Consider the following 19,102-nt stretch of genomic DNA (forward strand, 5'->3'; position numbering starts at 1 on the left):
AGGTTGAACAGGAACGTCCCCACCTTGCCGTCGAGGTCCTGGGCGGGAAGCGCCAGGGTCCGGGAGGAGATCGCCGGGTTGATGGTGTGGGGGAGGAACGTGTCGTCCTGCAGCCGGAGGCTGTAGGCGGCGTTGGCGGTCACCCGGGTCCGCATCGGGAGGTTCACGCCACCCGCCAGCCAGACCGTCTGCGCCATGTTCTCCGGCGGCAGCGACGACCGGCCGCGGGCGGGGCCGGCCGCGTCGGCGCCGCAGGCCGCGAGGCGGAAGCAGGGATTGTCGGCCACGACCGCCTGGTTGTCGTTGGTGAAGAGGGAGAGGGTGTAGCCGCCCTGGACCTGCCACCAGCCGCCCGCCCACGTGCCGCGGAGGCGGGCGTCGTGGATCGTCTGGTCGATCGGCTGCAGCACCTCGTAGAAGTTGCCGCCGGGGCTCCCCATCGCCAGGCTGAAGGGCCGCTCCCCGTCCTTCTTGATCCGGGTGTACTCGAGCTTGACGTCGAGGTCCGGCGTCGGGGTCAGCGCGAATTCGAAGCGCCCCTGGTCCCACTGGACGCCGACGTCGCGCGTGGGCGCCCGGTTGTACGCCGCCAGGGGGGGCCGGGGCGTGGGCAGGGTGAAGACCCCGGGAGACGGCTCACTGGCGAGGAGCCGCGCATTGGTCGAGAGCAGGTGCGGAATCTGGTTCCAGTCGAAGTCGAATCGCCAGACGCCGCTGCGGCCCGTGGACAGGAAGAACTCCTGGTCGTCCTGCCCGATCTTGTCGCCGCCCAGCTCGGTGGCGTAGCTCTCGTCCGGCCGGAAGAGCCGCAGGCGGAAGGCGCCGAAGGGCTGCTCCGAGAGGTCGCGGTACTCCTCGAGCTTCGCCCGGTTTTCCCTGGCCGGCCGGTCGATGTAGAATCGCCCGCCCAGCTCGACCTCGCCCTCGATCTGCAGCCCGAAGACCGGCGTCTGGGCGGATGCCGTCCCCGTCGCGCCCAGCACCGCCACCGCCGCCAGGACCAGCCGCGCCGTCCGCGCCGACATGACGGCCTCCTATCGGGTGAAGGCGAAGCCCGAGGGATGGTTCGAGCCGTGGATGTTGACGTGACAGCTCGCACACGCCCGCCCGAGGACGAACTTCAGGGAGCCGGGGTCCGTGCCGTACGGGCGGGTCGGGTGCCGCGTCTCGACGTGACACTGCTGGCAGAGTCGCGGCTTGGCGACCTTCAGCATGTTCTCGTGGTTCGAGCCGTGCGGATCGTGACAGTTCGTGCAGCTCTCCGTCACCGGCGCGTGCTCCCACAGGAACGGCCCCCGCTTCTCGGCGTGGCAGGTGAAGCAGGTGTCGTTGACGGAGTTCTCCTTGAGCAGGGTGGGCGTGACCGAGCCGTGGGGATTGTGGCACGAGGTGCAGGTCATCTTGCCTTCGCGCAGCGGCATGTGGGAGGAGCGCATCTGCTGAGCCCGCCGCTCGAGGTGGCACTGCCCGCAGGTCTCGATCTCGGTCGCCTTGGCGAGCTGGAACTTCGGCGAGACGTCTTCCATGATGCGGTGGCAGTTCGTGCAGGCGACGTCCCGCGACTCGTGGGGGCTGCCCTGCCAGAAGAGGCGAGCGGTCCGCTCGTGGCACGTGAGGCAGACGGCGTTCCGCTGCTCGACCGGCGTCGGATCTTTCTTCCCGAACGAGATCAGGCCGCCGACGCCCTTCCCGCCGCCGGCCTCGACGTGCGCCTTGCCCGGGCCGTGACAGGTCTCGCAGGCGGCGCGCTCCCACTCGTTGCGCGGCTGGTGGAGAAAGAGCCGTCCCATCTTCGTGTGGCTGAACTTCTCGAACTGCTCCTGGTGGCAACCCTTGCACGTCTCGGCCCCGACATAGCCGGCCTCCGCGGACGGGGGCGCGAGCGGGCGGGGTGAGGCGGTCTGGACCGGCCGACAGGAGGAGAGCGCGAGGACGATGAGCAGGGCGCCGAGGGCGGGACCGATACCAGCCGACAGACTACTCCGTCGACTCATTCTCAGTGTCTCCCCAAGACGACGAGAAGCGGGCGCAGAATCGGCAGGAGCGTAGCGTGCCCCTTGAAGGGCTGTCAATAGTGCGTTTGCATTATTCCACTGGTGGGGCCACCGATGGCGATCAGCGCACGGGCCCGGCTCGGGAGGTGGGCGCCGCGCCCGGCGGCTCAGCGCCCGTGAAAGAATGGGCGGGGCTCCCGTGCTCATGCTCGACCACGCGCCACCCGATCGGAGGGGGGTAGCTCCCTCCGAGTTCAACTCAGCGGCGCCCGGCCTCCTCGCGCGCGGTCGCCGCCTTCTGGCGCGCCAGCTCGAGGAGCGCGTCGGCCGCCAGCGGGTTGTGGGCCGGACGCGCGGCGCGGACGAGCCCCAGGGCCTCGCGCGCGTCTTTGATGAGCGCCTCCGCGCCGGCCGCCGGCGTCCCGACCTGGCGGGCGCTCGCCACGGCCGTTCCCGCCTGCTGGAGGGCCGAGGCGGTCCGGGCGGCGTCCTTGTCGAACCCCGCCGTCCACTCCCCGAGGAGCGCCAGGTACGGGGCTTCGTGACAGCCGAGGCACTTCTCACCGACTGCCCGGCGCGAGTGCTTCCGGGAGAAGTCATGACAGCCCGTGCAGGGGACGGCTTCGGCCATGATGTTCGGCTCGACCTTGACGAGAGTCGTCGCCACCTGGCCCCGGTAGAAGGCCGCCTGGGCGCGGTGGCAAGACTCGCACCGATCGTTCTGCGGGCTGTGGTGACAGGACGAGCAGGTCGCCGGCGTCGCCGTCACCGCCTTGTGGACCTCCGCCGAGTGGCAGACGGTGCACACCGCTCCGAACTCGGCGACGTGCCGGCCGTGCGGAACTCGCTGCGTACCGAATGTCACCGTCTCTCGGAACTTCACTCGGGCTTGCTCGTGACAGAGGACGCCGCAGTAGCCACCGCGCACGAGCGTGTCATCCGCCTTGACCGGCGCCTTGCCCAGCAAGGGCATCGCCTCGTCCAGCCACCCGTTCGCCAGCTTCAAGAGGTCGCCGGCGTAGAAGACGTTGTGGACGCCCTTCCCGAAGGCGACGAAGCGCGTGTTGAACTCCGCGTCGCCGACGAGACGCCCGGCCCGCGCCTGCTTGGGATCCTTCGTTTTCGCCTCCGACAGCGCCATCCGCGCCGCCGCCAGCTTCGGCGCGATGATCGCCTGCATCCTGGCGAGGGTCGTCACCCAGCGCTCGAGCATTCCCCGGTACTTCCCGCCGTGACAGCCGACGCATGCCTGCTCGCTCGGCCGAAACGTCTGCCCGACCAGCCGGGCCCGCTCCGCCTCCTCCTTGGGCGCGATGTGGCAGGCGACACACTCCACGCGTACCTGGAGCATGTGGCTCGGGATCATCGGCGCCCCTCGCCCGCCGGTGCCGAGGTACATCCGCACCACGCCCTGGTGCTTGCCCACGTGGCACTTCTGGCAGTCGAGCTCGCCGCCCGGGTGCGGGGCGGACGGCGGGCGCGCCTCGGCGCCGCGCCCCGGCGTGGATGGCGGCGTCTGGGCGGGCTGAGCCGAGGCGCCGGGGCTCCAGCCGGCGACGAGGCCGAGCACGAGAAGGACGAGCGCCCGCCGCGTCACGAGTGGGGGGCGGCGGCCACCACCGCATCCCCCGGCGGGTCCGAAGCCGTCGGGATCCCGATGGGTGGCGGCAGCTTGTGTCGGATCTCGCTGTGGCACCGGATGCACTCGATGGGGTGGCGCGTGACGTGGGCGTCGTGGAGGAGGCGTGTGTCCGCGTAGCGCTGGAGCTTCTCCGGCTGGTTGTGGCAGGTGAGGCACCGCTCGCGCGGGGATTCCCCTTCCCCTTCGACGACGCTCAGATGACACTTCTGGCAGGCCACGCCGCGGCGCACGACGTCCTCGTGGTTGAACCGCACGGCCCCGATCAGGAAGTCGCGCTTCGGGGGTTCGTGACAGCCGGTGCACCCGGCGATCGGCGTGAGCTCGCGGCCGTGCTTCGTCCCTTTGAAATGACAGACGAAGCAGGCCCGCCGATCAACCTCGAAGTGCCGTTCCACGATGATCTGGGAGTGGCAGCTCGTGCAGCGGAGCTGCCGGCCGGTCTTCGCCGGGTCGAGATGCGGCCGGTGGTCGAACCGGATGCCCGGCCCCGAGACGACCATGCCTTGGGCCGCGAGCTGGGCGGACGAGTGACAGCCCGACCGGAGGCAGCTCCCATCCTCGACCTCGGCGAAGGGCTTGGAGTTGTAGGTCCCCGTGGCCCATTTGGCGACCTGGGTCATCGCCTCGAACTTGACCCGGAGCGTGTCGCGGAAGCCGGGGGGGTAATGGCACTGCACGCACGCGACCGCCGCGTGCTTCGAGGCCTTCCAGCCCTGGACGTAGGGGCCCATGATGTGGCACGAGTTGCAGAACCGGGGGCTGCTGCTCACCTGCCAGAGTCCCGCCGTTCCCACGATGCCCACGACGACCACCGCCGCCAGCGCGAGGAGAACGAGACGACGGCGACGGGACCTCCGAGGCGCCCGGCTCGCTTCCGGCAGCCCCTCCGCCGTCATCGGCGCCCGGTCACTGGGGGTGGCACTTCTCGCAGTTGTCGATGGCGAAGACCACCGTCCCGGCGATCTTCGTCTTCCCGTCGTGGCAGCTGCCGCAGAACTTCCCCTGCTGCAGGGCCTCCAGCGTGATCGGACCGGACTGGCCCCGCTTCATCTTGAAGGTCTTCATGTGGCAGGTCGTGCACTTGTCGACCTTGGCCTTGTGCTTGTCGTGGCTGAAGGTGACCGGGCCGGGGCTCGACTCGCCTTTCTCCAGCACGAAGTCGGGCGGCGCCTTGACCTGGCCGAAGCCGGGCACGCCGGCCCCCAGGACCACGCCGAGGCCGGCGGCGAGCGCGAGGCCGATGAGCGCGCTGAATCGCATGGACCGCTCCTCCGGTTATTTCGTCGTCGCGGCGGTCGTGCTCCTCAAGAACTCGACGAGGTTCGCCATCTCGTCGCCCGAGAAGCGCGGGTAGAGAATGCCGAGCCGCCTCGCCGCCCCCGCCATCCGCGGGGCATGGTTCCAGATCGTGGTGGCCCACACCACCGGCGATGCGTAGCGACCGTGGTATGCGGTCAGCTCGATCGCCTCCGTGCCGCCCTCGCCGCGGAGCCGGTGACACTTCAGACACCCCTTCCGAACCAGGACGACCTGGCCCTGGAGGGGGACGGGGGTGGGATCACGGGTGGGGTCGGCCTGGAGATAGGCCATGAGGTCGGCCATCTGCTCGCGGGTCATGTCCGGCCACTTGAGCCCTTCCTGCTCGACGGTGGCGAACATGGCCGGGGCGTGGTTCCAGAGCCGCCCCGCCAGCTCGAGCATGCCCTGGGGCCGGCGGATCGCCTCCAGCGGCGGCCCCATCCCCTGTCCCTCGTCGCGTCGCAGATGGCAGCGCCCACACCCCTTCCCCGCGAACACGGCGCGGCCCCGGGTGGCGTCTCCCGGCGTCTCCCCGGCTGCCGCGGCGCCCAGGACGGCGAGGCCGAGAACCGCGACCCAGGGCGCCGCCAGCCGGGCGCGGATCATCGCGTCGCCACTTCAGTGTAGCCCAGATACGTGAGCACGACGATGAAGAGGATGAGGCCGATGCCGATCCAGGTGAAGACGCGGCCGGGCTGGCCCCGCGCCGCCCGCCGATCCAGGAAGGGAACGAGCAGCAGGAACAGGCCGCCCAGACCGAACCCGACCACGCCGACGATTTCCCCCTCGATGCCCAGAATGTCGCTCGGCAGGTATTTCAGGGCCTTGAACATGAACATGAAGTACCACTCGGGCTTGATCCCGATCGGCGCCGGTGCGAAGGGATCCGCCTTCTTCCCCAGCTCCGTCGGGAAGTAGGCGGCCAGGGCGGCCAGGATGGCCAGCGCCGACAGCCACCCGACCAGGTCGCGCAGGAGGAAGTTCGGGACGAAGGGCATGGTGCGCGGCGCGGCCTGTCGCCGCTCGACGCCGGGGGGAACGCCCATGCCGTGGCGCTGGACCAGGAAGAGGTGAAGACCGAGGAGGCCCATGGTCAGGGCGGGGAGGACCGCCACGTGGATCCCGTAGAAGCGGGTGAGCGTCGCCCCCGTCACCTCGTCGCCGCCGCGGAGGAGCCGGCGGAGGAACGATCCGGCGACGGGCACCGCGCCCGTGATCTCGGTCCCGACCTTGGTGGCGAAGAACGCGAGCTCGTTCCACGGGAGCAGGTAGCCGGTGAAGCCGAACCCCAGGGCCAGGGCCATCAACCCTATCCCCGACACCCAGGTGATCTCGCGCGGCTGACGGTAGGCCTTGAGCAGGAGCACGCTGAAGAGATGGACGAACAGCGTGAAGATCATCAGGTTCGCCGACCAGGCGTGGATCGAGCGGATGAGCCAGCCGAACTCCACCTCCGCCATCAGGAACTGGACCGACTCGTAGGCCTCCTCGGCGCTCGGCCGGTAGTAGAAGAGCAGCAGGATCCCGGTCGCCACCTGGACCGTGAAGAGGAAGAGGGTCATCCCGCCGAAGTAGTACCAGACGGTGTGCCGGTGGACCGGCACCTGTTTCTTCTTGGCGAGCTTCTCCACCTCGGCCAGGCCCACGCGCGCGTCGAGCCAGTGCCAGACCCGGCCGTGCGGCTTGTCGGGCGCCGCCAACGTCAGGCTCCCTTCGCCACCACGATCTGGGCCCCGCGCGTGTTGACGACCAGCGGCTCCAGCGGCCGGGGCGGCGGGCCGGCGATGTTCTTGCCGTTGAGGTCGAAGTGTCCGTTGTGGCAGGCGCACCAGATGTGGCTGAGATCGGGCCGGTACTGCACGGTACAGTTGAGGTGGGTGCACACGGCCGAGAAGGCCCGGAGCTCGCCGGCCGGGGTCCGGACCAGGATGCCGGGCCGGTTGCCGAACTTGAAGATCTGCCCGCTGTTCGGCTTCACCTCGTCGGGCTTGATCGGGAGCGTCACCGTCCCGCTGGCAGACTCCCCGGCCGGCGGTGGGACCAGGTACCGGGCCACCGGATAGAGCACCGCGAGCAGAAACGCCCCCGCGGTCGTGCCGAGGAACCAGTTGATGAAGCCCCGTCGCGTCGGCTCGGCGGCCAGCGCCTGGTCGGCCATCGCCCGTCCTCCTACTCCGATTCTCGTGATTCGCGTCGCGCCGCCTGGCGGTCGAGCTGGCGGATCTTGAGCACGAGCCCGCCGATCAGCGCGAGGATGATGACCACCGAGACCGCCAGCCCCTTGCGGCGGAACTGAAGCTCCTCCAGCGCCCGCACGCCCCGGCCATACGCCTTCGCGCTGACCGCCAGCCCCGGCTCGGCCTCTTTCTTCACCGCGTCCAGCGCGAACGCGTGGACGGCCGCCTGGGCCTTGATCAGGGCATCCTTGGCCCCGTTGAGATCGAACTGGGCCTGGGTGACCTCCATGCCCGCCTGCTCCGCGCGGACCAGGACGCCGCGTGCCTTGCCCGTTTCGGCCCGCACCGAGTCGATGAGCGCCCGCATCTCGGTGGCGGCCCGGCCGCCCTTGTCATCGGGGCCGTGGCAGGCCACGCAGACGGCCTTGTCGCCGAGCCCCAGCATCTCGTCGCTGGCGGACTTGATCTCGTGGTTGTCGTGACAGGTCGCGCAGCCGGGCGCGCCCATCTGGAGGAACGCCCGGGCGTGGACGCTCTTGGCGAAGAGGTCGGCCTGCACCGCGTGGCACTGCCCGCACACGTTCCCCACCGACGAGACCCCTGGCGGCGCGGCGCCGTGGTTGCCGTGACAGTCGTTGCAGGTCGGCGCCGACAGGTCACCCTTCACCGACATCGTCTGCCAGTGCACGCTGGCCATGTACCGGGGCACCTGATCGGTCGGGATCTTGTACTCCGCCATGTACTTGGGGTCCGCGTGGCAGCGCCCGCATGTCTCGGCCACGTGGAGCGGATGCACGCTCGACTTGGAGTCCGAGGGCGGCCGGATCGAGTGGGCGGGATGGCAGCTCGCGCAGACCGCGACCTTGGGATCGCCGCGCTCCTTGAGACGCCGGCCGTGCACGGAGGTCTGGTACTCCGCGACCTGGTCGACCCGCAGCGAGGGATTGTACCGCTTCATGAACCGGGCGTCCGAGTGGCAGCGCCCGCACACCTGGGCGACCTGCGCCCGCTCGGGCTTCCCGATGTACCCCTTGGCCGGGTCCATCGCCTCCATCCCGGTGGCCTTGGGATCGCCGCCATGGCAGGCGGCGCAGCCGAACCCCTTGGCCGCGTGGATGTCGCCGGTGTAGTCCTTGACGGGCCTGGCCAGCCGCTCGTCGCCCATCTCGAGGTGGCAGGTGCCGCAGCTCTCGGACGGTGGCTGCGCACGTGCCGGGGATGCCCAGGCCAGGAGGCCGAACAGCGCGACGCCGATGACCGCCGCGATGTGGCCGGGACCGATCATGGGCATACCCTCGCTGCGCCGAGGACGACCCGGGGCGACGGGGATCGGCCCGGGCCCGCTCACGGCGCCCGCTCGAGCGACCGCAGGAAGGCCGCGAGGTCGGCCATCTCGCCGGCCCGGACCTCGGCCCAGCGGCCCTTCGGCAGGCCCTGGGCGCCGGCGCCGACGAAGGAGTGGTTCCACATGGCCGCGATGACCGCCGCCGGCGAATCGAGGCCCGGGACCCGGGCGAGGTCGGTCGGCGCCTTCCCGCCCTTGGCCTGGATCGTGTGGCAACCGAGGCATCCCTTGTCCTTCGCGAGTGCCGCGCCCTTCCGCGCGTCACCCGCTGCGGCGAAGTACTGGACGGCGTAGAGGTAGGCCACGATGTCGGCCATCTCGTCGCCGCGGAGCTGGGGGACCGGGATGCCGCGGGAGCGCATGGCGTCCAACATCGCCGGAGCCTTGTTCCACATCGCCGCCGCGAACTGCGTCAAGCTCCGCTGGGCTCCGCGTTCGGCCAGGTCGGGCCCGATCCCGCCGCCCTTCCCGGCGACGCCGTGACAGTCGGCGCACCGCTTCTCGGCGAAGAGCCGGCGTCCCTCGGCGGCCCGGCCCGGCAGGACGACGAGCGGCTCCTCGGGAGCCAACGGCGAGGCCGCCTTGACGTAGGCGATCAGGTCCAGCAGCTCCGACCCCTCGAAGGTCGGCCGCGGAATCCCGCGGGCGCGCATCGCCTCGGCCATGGTGGGGCCGTGGTTCCACATCGCCGCCGCGATGAAGATCGGCGAGCCGTACTGCTTGAGGAAGTCGAGGTTCGGCCCGACCACGCCGCCGACCCCGCCCACCTGATGGCAGACCACGCACTTCTTCTCGCCGAAGAGGCGGCGGCCGGCCGGCGGCTTCCCGGGCAGGTCGAAGTAGTTGCGGGTGTAGAGGAAGGCGACGAGGTCACCGGCCTCGCGCGCGTTCAGGAACGGACGGGGGACGTTGAGCTGCCGCATCCGATCGGCCATGCGCGGCAGGTGGTTCCACAGGGCGGCCGCGAGATCGTAGAAGGAGTGCGGGCCCGGGAGGCGCGCGAGGTCGGGCCCAACCTTGCCTCCCGCCCCCTCGATGGCGTGGCACCGGACGCAGCCCTTGGCCCCGAACACCCGCGAGCCTTCAAACGGGTCCTGGATCGGGCTCCCGAGCGGCTGAGCGCCGAGGGGTGAGATGACGCCGAGAAGAAGGACAGCCACCAGAGCCGACCATCCCAGGGTCCCGGTCATCGTGCCCTCCCGAAGACCAGACACGCGAGCCCGTCCTCGCGCACGGCAGCGCTGACGCCCGGGTATCCTACTGCGTTCCCGGGCGCCTCGCAAATCGCGGGGACGCCGCCTTCTCCGAATCGACGATGCCGCCCGCTGGATCGCGGCTGCGCCGTTCGCGAGTTGTGGCACGGGGGTCGCGGTGGGGCGTCCATGTCCCAGTTCCCCGGAAAGCCGCCCGGGCTGCCACCCGCAAGTACCGGATTGTAATGCGTCGTCGCGTGGCACTGCCGTTGCACACGCCTTTTCGGCGAACCGAACTTCGGCGCACTGGAGAGGGGGAGAACCCGATGACGCTCAAGCTCGATACGATCCTCGTTCCACTGGATGGGTCGGCCCTGGCCGAGAGCGCGCTCCCGACGGCGATGGACCTGGCGCGGTGTTCCGGGGCGCGGCTGCTGCTCCTGCGGGCCGCCCAGGCCCACAGGCTCCTCGGCGTCGAGTCGACGGACGCCCAGGTGCGGGTCATCGAGGAGGCCGAAGAATACCTCCGCGGGGTATCGGAACGGCTGGCGACTCAGGGGGTGTCCGACGCGGAGCCACTGGTCTGGTACGGCGGCGCCGCCTACGCGATCATCGAGGCCGCCCGCTACCGCAAGGTGGATCTCATCGTCATGACGACTCACGGCCGAAGCGGTCTGGGACGGCTCATCATGGGCAGCGTCGCCGAGTCCGTGCTCCGCGGCACGGCGACTCCCATTCTCCTGATCCGACCGCAGCAGGCGCCGGTCGTGGCGCCGCCGGTCAGGGAGCTCGCGCGGCCGTGGTCGATCGCCGAGCGCCCCTCCTGAAAGCTCGCCATGCTCATCGGCAGCAGCCGGGGCTGAGAGGGAGGCTCCCATGCGCGTGAAGGACTGGATGACGCCGTCACCCATCACCGTACCCCCCGACATGGCCGTGTTCCGGGCCCGGCAGCTCATGCAGGAGCGGCACGTGAGGCACCTTCCGGTCACCGAGAGGGCGGAACTGGTCGGGATCGTGACCGACCGGGACGTCCGGCTGAACCTGCCGTCCCCGGCGACGAGCCTGTCGGTCTGGGAGGTGAAATACGTCCTGGCCCGACTGACGGTCGGCGAGATCATGACCCGGACCGTCATCACCGTCGGCGCGGACCGCGACATCGCCGCGGCGACGCGGCTGATGCTGGCCCACACGATCGGCGCCCTCCCGGTGATGGAAGACGGCCGCTTCGTCGGCATCATCACCGAGACGGACCTGCTGCGCGCGTTCCTGCACACGCAGGAAGCGCCCGGGATGCCGCGGGTCGGCGTCGCCCCCCGCTGAGACCTCGAAGCCGGGCGCACCGAGCGGTAGCCCGGGGCGTCCTCCGCGGCCTCCCGCCTGATCGCATCGTGTATGTTCGCCGGGAGGGGTCCGCCCTCCCGGCGAACGGCCGGCGGCGAAGTTATTCGAACACGAGCTTCAGCACGCCCGGACTGTACGCGTGGCGCACCGAGGCGTTGTCGAAGACGGCTACGCCGAAGGCGTACTGCTTCTTCGGATCATTGAACTGGACGTCGAACTCGCTCTGGGTGACGCGCTTCCGGGCGATCTCGATGGTCCACATGCCATCCTTCCAGGCAGCCTTGGCCGCGATGTCGCCGCGGTCCCCGGCGAACGGCGCGATGATGATCCCCGGCACCTCGTCACCGGCCTTGTACTTCGCGTCGTCGAACGGCTCCTTCTCGGCGTCGAGGATCCAGTAGGGCGGCGCCGGCTTGTTCCCCGGCAGCGCGGACTTCGGCCCCTTCTTGTCGTCGCTCACGTTGTCAACGTAGCCGCCGCCGGTTTTCGGGTCGCTCTTCCGGCCGGCCTCGGGCGACTTCTCCTTGTCGTAGCGGGTGCCGTCCACGTACTGGTCGTCCACCTGCCCGACGGGGCCGGTCCGCACGCTCTTCCAGTGCCAGTTGTCCAGGAGCTCCCCGGCGCTCGGCGTGTACATGTTGCCGAACGGCTTCCCTTCGCCGAGGTGGCACGCCGAGAAGCAGCCCTTCTGCTCGAACGCCGGCGAGCTGATGTTCCAGAAGATCGAGATCTTGTCCTCGTAGTAGAGGTTGTTGTCGCCGCCCTTGTCGGTCGGGTCCGTCAGCTTCTTCCATGACCCGTCGGCCTGCTTCTTCCACGGCGACCGCTGGAGGCTGTGGGTGGCGTCCTTGTACTGGACGAGGAAATAGACCATCTCGTCGGTGTAGAGGGAGCGGATGGTCACCTCCGTCGACCCGCCCGGCAGGTTCTTGCCGCCGAGGACCTTGACGGTGAGCGGCGCGGCGCCCTTCCAGACGTCCTTCATGGTGCCGTCCAGCGTCGGCCCGGCAGCGACCTTTTTCGCGGTCAGGACGGTCTTCTGCTGCGCGTCGGGCTGTCCGACGAAGAGCCCGAGCGCCACGCCCGCCGCCAGCACGACGGCCGGGAGTGTCCACTTCCAGGAGCCTCGCATGTCACTCTCCTTTCTGCGCCCCCCGGATCTGGGGGGCATGGCCCTACATGCCGTGACGCATTCCCATGGGCTGCATCAGCAACGCGATCGCGGCCAGGGTGAAGAGCAAGGACAGCGTCGCCATCGGGATGAGCGCGCGGCTCGCCGTCCGGGGATCCGGGTACGCGCGGAGCGCCAGCCGGTGTCCCGCGTGAAGCGAGAGGACGAAGAAGCCGATCACGAAGGCCATCTGGAAGACGGCGATGACCGGCTCGGGCGCGAGCGGGCGGACGCCCCAGTCGGGCACGCCCACGGAGAAGGGAGTGTAGACGGACACGGCGCGCTGGACCACCGGGACGATCCCGGCGCCTTCCCCGAGCAGGTGCGCCAGGTTGTGGGCCAAGTGCACGGCCAGCCCGACCGGGACGAACATGTAGCCGAAGACGACGAAGGTTCGACGAATCCCCAGACGACCGTCCCCGACCAGGCGATCAGCCACCGCCGCGCCGCCGAGGACCGCGAGCGGCACCGCGACCAGGCTGCCGCCGAGCAGGACGCCGGACTCCACGATCCCCAAGTAGGTGACGGGCTTCAGCCCGCCGCGGACCGCCGGCGGAAGCCACTGGGCCAGCGCCGAGATCCAGGCCGGCCAGCCCGTCAGCATCTGAGCGGTCACCAGAAGCGTGAGGCCGACGAGCGCGACCGCCAGATAGGACTCGTCGAGGAGGCGCCGTCGGGACGCCCAGAGGTCCTTGCCCAGCGCCCGAATCCGCAGCGCGAGGTTCTCCCGGCCGCAGGCGGTCACGCAGCGGGCGCAGAGGGTGCAGTAGTTGTTCCGGTCCATGCTGCCCGGGAACTCGAACATCGGGCACCCGGACGCCGCCATCCCTCCGCCTCGGTAGCAGGCCTTGTCGGGGTCGGCCGCGCACACCGCGCGGTCCCGGGCGCGAAGCTCGAGCGGAGCCACCATCGAGTATATCCCGATGAGCCCACCGATCGGACAGAGGTGGCGGCAGAAGCTCCGGCGCTGGTAGAGGAGGCCGACCGCTACCGCGAGTCCCGCGAAGAAGAGCACGATCCAGGCGGTCACCCGGGGCGAGCGCACGACCCCGAGCTGCTCGTCGGCCCAGGTCAGGAGGACGAACGTCCCGGTCGCCCACCACAGGTTGCGGAACGGAGCCGGAAGCCGGCGGAGGGGCGCCGCGAGCCGCGAGGCCCATTCGTTCAGCGCCCCGAACGGGCAGGCCAGGCACCACACGCGGCCCAGGAGGAAAAACGTGAAGATGATCCCCGCCCACCAGATCGTCCAGGTGAGCTTGGTGGCGAGGTTGACCCCGCCGTCCTGGACGTCGATGAACCCGAGCACGACCACGACCCCCATGAGGAGGAGGAGCGGGATCTGGAGCGAGGGCTGGAAGCCCGGCCAGGTCAGGAGGCGCCGCAGCCACCGGACGTCGAGAAGGTTCAGGCTGTCCTCCGCCGAATGCACCAGCCGGGCTCGGAGGACGATGCCGTAAAGGCCGAAGACGGCGAGGCCGGTCGCGAGAGCCAGCAGCGCCCACCCGGGCGCGCCCATGCCCGGAGCCGGTCCGACCGCGACCGGAAAGTCCACGGTCAGTGGCGGCTCGAACTGGCGGCCCTGGAGCTCGTCCAGGATCACGCGCACCTGGTGGGGGCCGCCCCGCGTGGGGATCACCGGAAGGGTGTAGCTGCCGGCCCACGTCAGCTCGGGTGCCGCCTGCGGCGCGTGAGCCGCGCCCGCCGGAGCGAGGCTCAGCCGCACCCGGCCGCCGGCTACCGGCGCTCCCGATGAGTCGGTCAGAATCCGGGCCACGAGATGACCTTCCTGACCGCGAGCGAGCGGGCCCGGATGGCTCATGAGCTCGACCTGGTAGCCCTGGACCGTGACCACGGTCGTCTCCCCGAGCGCCTTGGCCCCGCCGTGCTCGCCGTGGGCGGCGACCGCGGCGGGCATGAGCGCGAGGAGCCCGGCCCCCAGCAGGCGCGCGATCATCGGCCGTACTTCGCGTCGATCGCGGCGCGGATCTCGGCCACCGAGTACCCCGCCTTCACCATGCGAGACGCGTCCAGCGCCTCGTCCATGCAGATGTCTCAGGTGGCCGCGTGGCCGTCGGTGTAACAGGAGAGCAGGCTCTTGTGGCCGACATGCTTGTCGCACTCGCAATAGCAGTAGAGCCGGTCGAGGACGTCCGGGATCTCGCGGGCGACCTGATGGGCCCGGGCGGCTTTGCCGACGAAGCGCGCCGGGTCGAGGGTCGGCCGCATCTCCCGGCGCCCCGCGGCCGGTGCCGGAGCCCTCGACGCCGACAGGACCGGGCCGTCGGCGCCGCGCGCCGAGGGCGGTGCCTCGGCCCGCCACCAAAGGACCCCGGCTCCGACGACCAGGCCGGCCGCGAGAGCGGCCAGCCCCCAGCCCCAGCCGTGACGCCCTGCCATGACACTCCCTCCCCTGGTCAGCGTCAGTAACCCAGCTCCGAAGACGGAGCAACGGCTGTGCCAGCGACGGCGAATGTGTAAGTGGCCGAAAACTTGGAGGGACGCCCGTCGGAGTCCTCGCCCCGAAGGGGCACCCGAGGGTCGGGTGAGGCGCCGCCGCCCCACCCGGAAGGGGCGGGGCTACTTCTTCGGCAGCGAACCGAGGTAGGCCGCCATGTCCGCCAGCTCGGGGCCGGTGAGCAGGGGCCAGAGCACTTCCTTCCGCTCCTTCTCCAGATAGCGCGGGTGGTTCCAGAGCGCAGCCACCAGGCCGGCCGACGACCGGAGGGCCTTGTAGGTCGTCAAGTCCGCGGCGAGCTTTCCACCGGCGCCGCGGGCCGCGTGACAGGTCAGGCATCCCTTGTCCGCCACCACCTGTTGGCCGCGGGCCGGGCCGACCTCCTGGTCGAAGTAGTGGGAGACATAGAGATAGGCCACGATGTCCGCCATCTCTTGCCCTTTGAGCCGAGGGACCTGGATTCTGCGCTCCTGCATTCGCGCCCACATCTTCGGCCCGTGATTCCACATCGTGGCCGCGAACTCGGTGAGGCTCACGTGGTGCCGCCGGCCCAGCTCGGGTCCCACCTTGCCGCCCTTGCCCCCCACCGAGTGGCAGACGATGCACTGCTTGGCGGCGAAGAGCTTCGCGCCGCGCTCGGGAACCCCGGGCGCGACCCGCTCGAGCCCGCCGGCGCCCACCTGGGCGCTCTCCAGGATGTAGGCACTGATGTCCGCGAGCTCTTTCCCCTCGAAGGTCGGCCGCGGGATGCCCGCCTTCTCGAGCTGCTCGGCCATCTCCGGTCCGTGGTTCCAGAGCGCGGCGGCCACCAGCACGGGCGAGGCCGCGCGCTTGAGGAAGTCCAGGCCGGGGCCGCGCCGGCCGCCCTTGCCGCCGACTTCATGACACTGAATGCAGCCTTTGGCGGTGAAGAGCCGCTCGCCGCTCTTCGCGTCGCCCGCTACGTCGTAGTACTGGAGGGTGAACAGGAACGCGATGAGGGTGGTCACCTCTTCGGAGCTGAGCGGCGGCTTCCGAATGTTGACTCCGCGCAGGTGATTGGACATCGCCGCGCCGAGGTCGAAGAAGCTCTTCCGGTCGATCCGGGTGAGATCGGGGCCCGCCGTCGCGCCCAGCCCGCGAATCGCGTGACACAGGCCGCACCCCTTCTCCGCGAAGACTTTGCCGCCGGCGACGTTCGCCAGGCTGGGCGCGAAGGGATAAGGGGGCTGCTCTTGCGCCGACGCCGACGCGGCGGAGAGAAGCAGTGCCACCGCGATGCTCGCCCAGGCCATGCCTCGGCTCATCGACGCCTTCCTCTGTATGCGGAGTCACGGGAGCGGATCGCCGTCGCGCAGGCCGCATTCCCCGGGCGCCTCGCGCTGAGGCCGATGATACCACCGAACTCCGGGTCCTCAACGTTCGACTTCGGCGGAAGGACCGGCCGCGTCGCGCGCCGGAGACCGGCTCGGCGGTCGACCGACCTGACTGTGCGGCATGAGTCAAACGGAGGAGGGAAATGGGTTGCCGGGATCATGAACCTCGCCCGGCCTTTGCCGTCAAATGGACTTGCTTCAGGGGGCCGTACCGGGTATGGCCTCGCGCGAAGCGCTGGGAGCCACCCGCTCGACGGGAGGAGAGGACGGCAATGAAGGCACCGCAGTTGTGCGCGAGCCCCACCTGCTTCTGCGAAACCACGGACTTCACGTGCTCGCTCTGGTGTGGTCCGGACGACATGCCGAGCGGGGCGCGGTGCCAGTGTCGCCACGACGGCTGCCTCGAAGTCTGGGCGGGCCGGCGGTCCTCCTCCGATTCGCCGGCCCTCTCGGACGTGAGCCGGGTTCGACCCGAGCGCCGGAGGCGGACGGCAGCCTGACACCGAGCCGTATCAAGACGCCGGGGGCGGCGGAGGCCGATTGCGCTCGACCGGCGGCGCCAGCGCCGGCATCCTGACGCGCACCCACATGTTGACGACGAAAAGGAGCGCGGCGCCCACCTGCCCGAGGCCTCCCACTGCCGCCAGGACGGAGTCGCCGCGGGACCCGGCCGCCGCCGAACCCAGCTCGCCGAGGGTGCGGACCGCCGTCGAGAGCGTCAGGAGCCAGTAGGTCGCCTCGGCGAGCCACGGCCGATAGCGCTCGTCACCTCGCGCAGGCCGGGGGAACATCCACGTCGCCACCCCGAAGACGAGCGTGAGCATGAAGCCCACCAGGAGGAGGTGCACGTGGGCAGTGACCAGCGGCCATGGCACACCGCGCCCGCGGAGGTTGACCTCGACGGTGATGTAGCCGCCGAGCGCGAGCCCGAGGAGGAGGAAGACGAAGCTCGTCTTGACGTAGCGGCGGATGAGGAGCGGCACGCCTCTCTACCCGGCGTCGAGTGCGATCCGGCGGGAGCTCCTCAGCGCGTGGGCCCGGCTGCGACAGAGGGTCCCACGGTGAGCACGGGGCATGGGGCCAGGTGAAGGACCTGGCGGGCGACGCTGCCGAGCGCCAGGCGCGTGAGGCCGGTGCGGCCGTGCGTGCCCAGCACGATCAAGTCGGCGCGTCGAGCCCGGGCCAGCCGGACGATCTCGTCGGCCGCGCCACCCTGAGCGACGTGGACCTGCGTTCGCCCGGAGGGGAGATCTCCGGCAGCGACCCACTGCTCGAGCTCACGCCGGGCCGGCTCGCGCTCAGGGCCGTCTGGGAGAAGGACGTGGAGCAGGTCGACCTCCCCGGCCGTCGCCTCCATCACCACCCGGGCCCAGGGCCAGGCCTTCGCTGACGCCGGCGAAAAGTCCGTCGCGTACACGATCCGCCGGAGCCGGCGGCCGGCCGCCTCCATCACCCCGGGGATGGGCCGCACCGTCACGACCGGGCAGCTGGCCCGGTGGATCACCTCCTCCGCCACCGATCCCAGAAGGAGTCGGTCCAGTCCGGTCCGGCCGTGGGTACCGACGACGACGAGCCCCGCGCCGTCCTTATCGGCCGTGGCGAGGATCCGCTCAGCGGCCAGGCCTTCCTCCACCCGGACGGTCACCGGGAGCCGATCGTCGATCACGAACTCGGCGAAGCGACCCAGCTCGGCGAGCCGCTGCGCCCTGAGCTCATCGGCGAGGCGCTCGAACGCCGACGCGTCGAGGGGACCCGCTTCGGGGACGGGGATGGACGGCATGACGTGCAGGAGGACGAGCTCGGCCTTCGCCGCCAGCGCGAGCCGCTGGGCGAACGCCCACGCCGCCCCCGAGGCCGGGGACAGATCCGTCGCGCAGAGGATCCGTTCCACGGCCTTCATCGCGTGCGCCTCCGCTCCAGCGTCACGGCAGAAGACGGATCAGGTGGGGCCGCTGCCCGACCGGAATCGCGGTGGTGACCGCGCCGCCTCCCGTGTCGACCAGGTACACGCGGTTCCGGTCCACGTCCGCGACCCACAGCGTCGTCCCGTCGGGCGTCAGGGCGACGTCGTGGGGATGTCCGGGCAGCGGGATCCGCTGGTTGACCACGCCCGCCTGGGGATCCACGAGCTCCACGGTCTTCCCGGCGGCCGCCGCCACCCAGACGCCGCCGTCCGCCGTCAGCGCCATGGCGTAAGGCTCCTTGCCGACGGGAATCGCGCGTAGCACCTCGCGGCGCCGCGCGTCGATCACGACGAGTCGGTCCGCGTCGGCGGCGACCACGAAGAGCCGGGTGCCGTCGGGCGAGACCTCCACCCGATGGGGCCCGGCGGGGGTCTTGATGGTGGCGACCACGCGGTGGGTGCGCGTATCGATCACCGAGATCGAGGCCGAGTCCATGTTCGCGACGTAGACCGCCTTCCCGTCCGGCGCGATCGCGATGCCATGCGGGAACCGGCCCACCCGGATCCGGGCGACGCTCGCGTGCCGCGCCATGTCGTGCACCGTGACGGAGGCCGAGGACGCGTTCGACACGTAGAGGAACCGGCCGTCCGGGCTGACGGCGGCCTCGTGCGGGTTGCGCCCGGTGCCGCCCATTCTGCTCGCGGTCAGGCGCGCGAGGTCGATGACCGTGATGTCGTCCGACCCCATGTTGGTGACGTAGAGCGTGCGGCCGTCCGGCGACACGGCCAGGCCGTGCGGGAGCTTCCCCACTTTGACCTTGCCCAGCACGTCGCCCGATGTCGTGTCGAGCACCCAGACGTCCCCGCTATCCTCGTGCACGACCGCGGCGCGGGCCACGGCCCCGACCGCCCCGGGCGCCGCCGCCACCGGCGCCGAGCCCGCCTCGGGAACGGTCGGGCCCGCCGTCCGGGCCAGGAACTCGACGATCTCCCCAGCCTGCTCCGGGGAGATCTGGGCGCCATAGGACCGCATCCGCTCAACCGCCTCCCGCCACTTCGCTTCGTCCCAGCGCTTCGACCGCGGCCGGTCGAGCGAGTGGCAGATGCCGCACGAACGGGTGAAGAGCCGTTCGCCCTCGTCGGCTGCCGCCCCGAAGGGCGGCAGCGCGAGGGCCAAGGCGAGGCCGGCCCCGAGGAGGTGGCGAAGCGGAGCTGAGCGGCGCACGC

Annotated in this window: 19 protein-coding genes; 2 read left to right on the forward strand and 17 right to left on the reverse strand. The window is 70.7% G+C overall.

Annotated elements, in window-relative coordinates; genetic code table 11:
• The 10 genes from VGW35_05975 to VGW35_06020 all read right to left on the reverse strand — a co-directional run.
• The coding region (locus VGW35_05975) for an MtrB/PioB family outer membrane beta-barrel protein (GenBank protein ID HEV8307197.1) at window positions 1-1,025 on the reverse strand (1,025 nt) is incomplete at its 3' end.
• Window positions 1,026-1,034: 9 nt separating this feature from the next.
• Entirely contained in the window at window positions 1,035-1,994 is a 960-nt protein-coding gene (locus VGW35_05980) for a DmsE family decaheme c-type cytochrome (GenBank protein ID HEV8307198.1), read from the reverse strand.
• A gap of 259 nt (window positions 1,995-2,253) precedes the next feature.
• Window positions 2,254-3,591 (reverse strand): cytochrome c3 family protein, encoded by a 1,338-nt coding sequence (locus tag VGW35_05985; GenBank protein HEV8307199.1) that lies wholly within the window; start codon window positions 3,589-3,591, stop codon window positions 2,254-2,256.
• Entirely contained in the window at window positions 3,588-4,532 is a 945-nt protein-coding gene (locus tag VGW35_05990; protein HEV8307200.1) for a NapC/NirT family cytochrome c, read from the reverse strand. Before VGW35_05990 ends, VGW35_05985 begins: the two co-directional genes overlap by 4 nt.
• A gap of 10 nt (window positions 4,533-4,542) precedes the next feature.
• Complete coding sequence (locus VGW35_05995) at window positions 4,543-4,896, reverse strand: c(7)-type cytochrome triheme domain-containing protein (GenBank protein HEV8307201.1); 354 nt, start codon at window positions 4,894-4,896, stop codon at window positions 4,543-4,545.
• A 15-nt stretch (window positions 4,897-4,911) separates the two neighbouring features.
• Window positions 4,912-5,541, reverse strand: a complete 630-nt coding sequence (locus VGW35_06000; GenBank protein HEV8307202.1) for a c-type cytochrome — start codon at window positions 5,539-5,541, stop codon at window positions 4,912-4,914.
• On the reverse strand, window positions 5,538-6,635 hold the full coding sequence (locus VGW35_06005; GenBank protein ID HEV8307203.1) for a cytochrome bc complex cytochrome b subunit: 1,098 nt from the start codon (window positions 6,633-6,635) through the stop codon (window positions 5,538-5,540). The genes VGW35_06000 and VGW35_06005 overlap by 4 nt, the downstream gene beginning before the upstream one ends.
• Before the next feature lie 2 nt (window positions 6,636-6,637).
• Window positions 6,638-7,093, reverse strand: a complete 456-nt coding sequence (locus VGW35_06010) for a ubiquinol-cytochrome c reductase iron-sulfur subunit (GenBank protein ID HEV8307204.1) — start codon at window positions 7,091-7,093, stop codon at window positions 6,638-6,640.
• An 11-nt stretch (window positions 7,094-7,104) separates the two neighbouring features.
• On the reverse strand, window positions 7,105-8,397 hold the full coding sequence (locus VGW35_06015) for a multiheme c-type cytochrome (GenBank protein ID HEV8307205.1): 1,293 nt from the start codon (window positions 8,395-8,397) through the stop codon (window positions 7,105-7,107).
• Window positions 8,398-8,456: 59 nt separating this feature from the next.
• On the reverse strand, window positions 8,457-9,647 hold the full coding sequence (locus VGW35_06020) for a c-type cytochrome (protein HEV8307206.1): 1,191 nt from the start codon (window positions 9,645-9,647) through the stop codon (window positions 8,457-8,459).
• A 329-nt stretch (window positions 9,648-9,976) separates the two neighbouring features.
• On the opposite strand from VGW35_06020, the gene VGW35_06025 reads away from it, so the two are divergent.
• A complete protein-coding gene (locus VGW35_06025; GenBank protein ID HEV8307207.1) occupies window positions 9,977-10,477 on the forward strand; it encodes a universal stress protein in 501 nt (166 codons plus the stop codon).
• A gap of 49 nt (window positions 10,478-10,526) precedes the next feature.
• Entirely contained in the window at window positions 10,527-10,970 is a 444-nt protein-coding gene (locus VGW35_06030; GenBank protein HEV8307208.1) for a CBS domain-containing protein, read from the forward strand.
• Window positions 10,971-11,091: 121 nt separating this feature from the next.
• On the opposite strand, the gene VGW35_06035 is transcribed toward VGW35_06030, so the two are convergent.
• The 7 genes from VGW35_06035 to VGW35_06065 all read right to left on the reverse strand — a co-directional run bounded on the left by VGW35_06035 (window position 11,092) and on the right by VGW35_06065 (window position 19,100).
• Window positions 11,092-12,123, reverse strand: a complete 1,032-nt coding sequence (locus VGW35_06035; GenBank protein HEV8307209.1) for an ethylbenzene dehydrogenase-related protein — start codon at window positions 12,121-12,123, stop codon at window positions 11,092-11,094.
• A 43-nt stretch (window positions 12,124-12,166) separates the two neighbouring features.
• The gene (locus VGW35_06040) at window positions 12,167-14,116 is read right to left on the reverse strand and encodes a 4Fe-4S binding protein (GenBank protein HEV8307210.1); all 1,950 of its coding nucleotides are present in this window, start codon (window positions 14,114-14,116) and stop codon (window positions 12,167-12,169) included.
• Window positions 14,113-14,559: a CYCXC family (seleno)protein gene (locus tag VGW35_06045; protein ID HEV8307211.1), complete on the reverse strand. Its 447-nt coding sequence runs from the start codon at window positions 14,557-14,559 to the stop codon at window positions 14,113-14,115. The genes VGW35_06040 and VGW35_06045 overlap by 4 nt, the downstream gene beginning before the upstream one ends.
• 180 nt (window positions 14,560-14,739) lie before the next feature.
• Entirely contained in the window at window positions 14,740-15,891 is a 1,152-nt protein-coding gene (locus VGW35_06050) for a c-type cytochrome (GenBank protein HEV8307212.1), read from the reverse strand.
• Window positions 15,892-16,484: 593 nt separating this feature from the next.
• The gene (locus VGW35_06055) at window positions 16,485-16,955 is read right to left on the reverse strand and encodes a cbb3-type cytochrome c oxidase subunit I (protein ID HEV8307213.1); all 471 of its coding nucleotides are present in this window, start codon (window positions 16,953-16,955) and stop codon (window positions 16,485-16,487) included.
• A 41-nt stretch (window positions 16,956-16,996) separates the two neighbouring features.
• The gene (locus VGW35_06060) at window positions 16,997-17,872 is read right to left on the reverse strand and encodes a universal stress protein (protein HEV8307214.1); all 876 of its coding nucleotides are present in this window, start codon (window positions 17,870-17,872) and stop codon (window positions 16,997-16,999) included.
• 22 nt (window positions 17,873-17,894) lie between these two features.
• Complete coding sequence (locus VGW35_06065; GenBank protein ID HEV8307215.1) at window positions 17,895-19,100, reverse strand: beta-propeller fold lactonase family protein; 1,206 nt, start codon at window positions 19,098-19,100, stop codon at window positions 17,895-17,897.
• Window positions 19,101-19,102: the final 2 nt, after the last annotated feature.

It is taken from the genome of Candidatus Methylomirabilota bacterium, assembly GCA_036005065.1.
Lineage (GTDB): Bacteria > Methylomirabilota > Methylomirabilia > Rokubacteriales > DASRDR01 > DASYQW01.